We start from the raw sequence: 4,300 nt of genomic DNA on the forward strand, positions 1-4,300 counted from the left end.
CCGCGCGGCCCTGACCGACCCCGGGATCCTCGCCGCCCTGCGGGGCGCCCCACCACCACGCTCGCCGATCTCCTCGGCCGCGCCCGGCCATGGACATCGGCATACGGCCGCTGTGGGGACCCGCGCCGCGGGTCGCCGGACCGCCGTCCACCGCCGGCTGCCCGGCGCCGACCTCATGCCGCACGCCGCCGCCCCCCGCGCCCCTCGGGGCTCGCTGATCGTGGCCGGGTCCGGCGACCTCGACCACGGCCCCGCCCTGGGCGGCCCGGGTTTCCCGGTCCCCGTCGCGCCGCTGACCCACCTGGATGTCGGCACCGTGCCGTTGGACCTGGTGGCGGCCCCCGGCCACCCCTGGCCGCCCGTGCCGCCGTCCGCCCCTCGGACCTGTCCGGCGAACGCCTGCTGGTGAACCCCGGCCCCTGCTCCTTCCGCCTGGCCGCCGACCACCTGCTCGGCCCCGAGGTCCGCCGCGTCGAGGCGGGCGGCGTGGCGGTGATGCGCGCCTGGGCGGAACAGGGCCTGGGGGTGGCGCTGCTCCCGCGGTTCGCCGTGACCGGCTCCCTGGCCTCCGGCCGGCTCACCCGCCTGCCGCTGCCGACGTTCGACCTGCGGCTGCGGCTGCGGCTGGTGTGGAACGAGGCGGCGGAGACGAGGGAGTTGCTCCATGCGGCGAGTACGGTGACCCGCTGAGGGGGACGAGCCGCTCTCACGCCCCCACGTACGCGGCCAGGTGCTCCCCGGTCAACGTCGAGCGCGCGGCGACCAGTTCCGCCGGCGTTCCCTCGAACACCACCCGCCCCCCGCCGTGCCCGGCCCCCGGCCCGAGGTCGATGATCCAGTCCGCGTGGGCCATGACCGCCTGGTGGTGCTCGACCACCACGACCGACTTCCCGGCGTCGACCAGCCGGTCCAGCAGGCCGAGCAGATGCTCCACGTCGGCGAGGTGCAGACCCGCCGTCGGCTCGTCCAGGACGTAGATTCCGCCCTTGTCGCCCATGTGCGTGGCCAGCTTCAGCCGCTGGCGCTCACCGCCGGACAGCGTCGTCAGCGGCTGGCCGAGGGTGAGGTAGCCGAGGCCGGCGTCGGACATGCGCGTCAGGATCCGGTGGGCGGCCGGGACGTGCGCCTCGCCCCCGGCGAAGAACGCCTCCGCCTCGGTCACCGGCATCGCCAGCACCTCCGCGATGTCCCGCCCGCCGAGCGTGTACTCCAGCACCGAGGCCTGGAAGCGCCTGCCCTCGCACTCCTCGCACACCGTGGCGACCCCGGCCATCATCGCCAGGTCGGTGTAGACGACACCGGCGCCGTTGCAGGTGGGGCAGGCGCCCTCGGAGTTGGCGCTGAACAGGGCCGGCTTGACGCCGTTGGCCTTGGCGAAGGCCTTGCGGACGGGCTCCAGCAGCCCGGTGTACGTCGCCGGGTTGCTGCGCCGGGAGCCGCGGATCGGGGTCTGGTCGATGGAGACCACCTCCGCGCCGGGCGGCAGCGACCCGTGGACCAGCGAGCTCTTGCCGGAGCCCGCGACACCGGTGACCACGCACAGGACGCCGAGCGGGATGTCGACGTCCACGTTCCGCAGGTTGTGCGTCGTCGCCCCCCGGACCTCCAGCGCGCCCGTCGGCTCGCGCACGGTGTCCTTCACGGCGGCCCGGTCGTCGAGGTGGCGGCCGGTGAGGGTGCCGCTGCCCCGCAGCTCCTCGACCGTGCCCTCGAAGCAGACCGTGCCGCCCGCCGTACCGGCGCCGGGCCCGAGGTCCACGACGTGATCGGCGATCGCGATGACCTCCGGCTTGTGCTCCACGACGAGGACCGTGTTGCCCTTGTCGCGCAGCCGCAGCAGCAGTTCGTTCATGCGCTGGATGTCGTGCGGGTGCAGCCCGGTGGTGGGCTCGTCGAAGACGTACGTGACGTCGGTCAGGGACGACCCCAGGTGGCGGATCATCTTCACGCGCTGGGCCTCGCCGCCCGACAGCGTGCCCGCGGGCCGGTCCAGCGAGAGATAGCCGAGGCCGATCTCCACGAACGACTCCAGGGTGTGCCGCAGGGACGCGAGCAGCGGCGTGACCGTCGGCTCGGCCAACTCCCGTACCCACGCGGCGAGGTCGCTGATCTGCATCGCGCACGCGTCCGCGATGCTGACACCCGCGATCTTCGAGGACCGGGCCGCCTCGGTGAGCCGGGTGCCCGCGCACTCGGGGCAGACGGTGAAGGTGACCGCGCGCTCCACGAAGGCCCGGATGTGGGGCTGCATGCCCTCCTTGTCCTTGGCGAGCATCGACTTCTGGATCCGCGGGACCAGGCCCTCGTACGTCATGTTGATGCCCGCGATCTTCATCCGGGTCGGCTCGCGGTACAGGAAGTCCTGCAGTTCGCGCTTGGTGTACCCGCGGATCGGCTTGTCGGGGTCGACCAGGCCGGACTCGGTGTAGAGGCGGTAGTTCCAGCCGCCGGACTTGTAGCCCGGGATGGTCAGCGCGCCCTCGTTGAGGGACAGCGAGTCGTCGTAGAGCTGGGTGAGGTCGAGGTCGGTGACGGTGCCCCGGCCCTCGCAGCGCGGGCACATGCCGCCGGTGATGCTGAAGCTGCGCCGCTCCTTCACCTTCTGCCCGCCGCGCTCCACGGTGACCGCGCCGGCCCCGCTGATCGAGGCCACGTTGAAGGAGAACGCCTTGGGCGAGCCGATGTGCGGGGTGCCGAGCCGGCTGAAGAGGATGCGCAGCATGGCGTTGACGTCGGTGGCGGTGCCGACGGTGGACCGGGGGTCGGCGCCCATCCGCTGCTGGTCGACGGTGATCACGGTCGTCAGCCCGTCGAGGACGTCCACCTCGGGGCGCGCCAGGGTCGGCATGAAGCCCTGGACGAACGCGCTGTACGTCTCGTTGATCAGCCGCTGCGACTCGGCGGCGATCGTGTCGAACACCAGCGAGCTCTTGCCCGAGCCGGAGACGCCGGTGAACACCGTCAGCCGCCGCTTGGGCAGCTCGACGTCGACGTCCTTGAGGTTGTTCTCACGGGCGCCGTGCACCCGGATCAGGTCGTGGCTGTCTGCCGCGTGGGCTGCGGTGAGGTCCATGCCGGCCAACCTAACGCCGCCCGCGCCGCCGGCGCTTCTCGAATCCTGACGGCCTCGGCGACCGGCCGGGGCTGCGCCGGGCCGGAGGAGTCGAGGCGACCGGCCGGGACATCGAGGACAACCCGGTCAGGGTCCGCGGCACCGGCTACGTCGCACGCTGTGTGCAGCACGAGGCCGACCACCTCTACGGCCGCCTGCGCATCGACCGGCTGTCCAAGCGGGAGCGCGAGGACGTCTCTGCGTGGGCAGGAGCCGAGCGTCACGCGGGCGGCCGGGTGAGTTTGGCGGCCACGGCGTCGAGGACCCAGTCGAGGCCGGTCGCGAAGGACGTCTCGGCGTCCACGTCCGTGCCGTCGTACACGGCCTTGGCCAGCGCCGGGAAGCGGCCCGTGGCCAACATCCTCGTCACATGCGGGCCGGAGGCGCGCTGCCAGTCCAGCTCGGACAGGCCCGTGGCGCGCTCGGCCCGCAGGTTCGCGATCTCGCGCCTGATCGCACCGGTGAAGTAGGCGCTGACAGTCTCCACGGCGCGCATGACGGTGTCGACGTCGGCGAGGCCGTCGAGGGCGGCCAGCGTGGCCTCGGTCACGGCGAGGCCGTTCGGGCCCAGGGCCGGGCGGCCGCCGAGCAGGTCGGCCAGCCATTCGTGACGCAGGGCGGCCTGCCTGGTGCGGTGGGCGAGGACGCGCAGCGCCTCCCGCCAGTCACCGGACTGCTCCCCGGGGAGGATCTCGGCCTGGACCTCGTCCACCATGAGGTCGAACAGCTCCTCCTTGGTGGAGATGTATCCGTACAGCCGCATCGGGCCGGCGTTCAGCCGAGCGGCGACCTTGCGCAACGACACCGCCTCCAGCCCGCCCTCGTCGGCCAGCGCGACGGCGGCGGCGACGATCCGCTCCCGGTCGAGCGGCACGGGGCGAGTCGGCGGCTCCGGCCGGTCCCACACAGTCATGGCCACATCGTACTGTTGCCATACGTCGTATTGGAAAAATACAGTGTATCGACATGAGACAACGCATCGCCGTAGTCGGCGCCGGCCCTGGCGGCCTCACCCTCGCCCGTGTCCTGCACCGCCACGGCCACCCCGTCGCCGTCTTCGAACGCGATCCCGCCCCCGACGCCCGCCCCCCGGGCGGCACGCTGGACCTGCACGAAGGGCTGGGCCAGCTCGCGCTGGACAAGGCGGGCCTGCTCGCCGGGTTCCAGGCGCTGTCCCGTCCCGAGGGG

At 73.0% G+C, this 4,300-nt stretch carries 3 protein-coding genes and 2 pseudogenes; 3 read left to right on the top strand and 2 right to left on the bottom strand.

Translation table 11 applies throughout. The features are described 5' to 3' along the window. Positions 1–687, top strand: a pseudogene (locus tag ACZ60X_RS41115) (hypothetical protein); the annotation flags it as partial. A gap of 19 nt (positions 688–706) precedes the next feature. On the opposite strand, the gene ACZ60X_RS41120 reads toward ACZ60X_RS41115, so the two are convergent. Then, positions 707–3,073 (bottom strand): ATP-binding cassette domain-containing protein, encoded by a 2,367-nt coding sequence (locus ACZ60X_RS41120; RefSeq protein WP_469610462.1) that lies wholly within the window; start codon positions 3,071–3,073, stop codon positions 707–709. Between the two features lie 92 nt (positions 3,074–3,165). Here ACZ60X_RS41120 and ACZ60X_RS41125 point away from each other — a divergent pair. After that, positions 3,166–3,306 (top strand): annotated as a pseudogene (locus ACZ60X_RS41125) (peptide deformylase); the annotation flags it as partial. A 26-nt stretch (positions 3,307–3,332) separates the two neighbouring features. On the opposite strand, the gene ACZ60X_RS41130 reads toward ACZ60X_RS41125, so the two are convergent. Beyond that, positions 3,333–4,025 (bottom strand): TetR/AcrR family transcriptional regulator, encoded by a 693-nt coding sequence (locus ACZ60X_RS41130; RefSeq protein WP_469610464.1) that lies wholly within the window; start codon positions 4,023–4,025, stop codon positions 3,333–3,335. A gap of 53 nt (positions 4,026–4,078) precedes the next feature. Between ACZ60X_RS41130 and ACZ60X_RS41135 the strand changes: the two genes are divergently transcribed. Continuing rightward, the coding region (locus tag ACZ60X_RS41135) for an FAD-dependent oxidoreductase (protein WP_469610467.1) at positions 4,079–4,300 on the top strand (222 nt) is incomplete at its 3' end.

Source organism: Streptomyces sp. NPDC104106, from assembly GCF_055584345.1.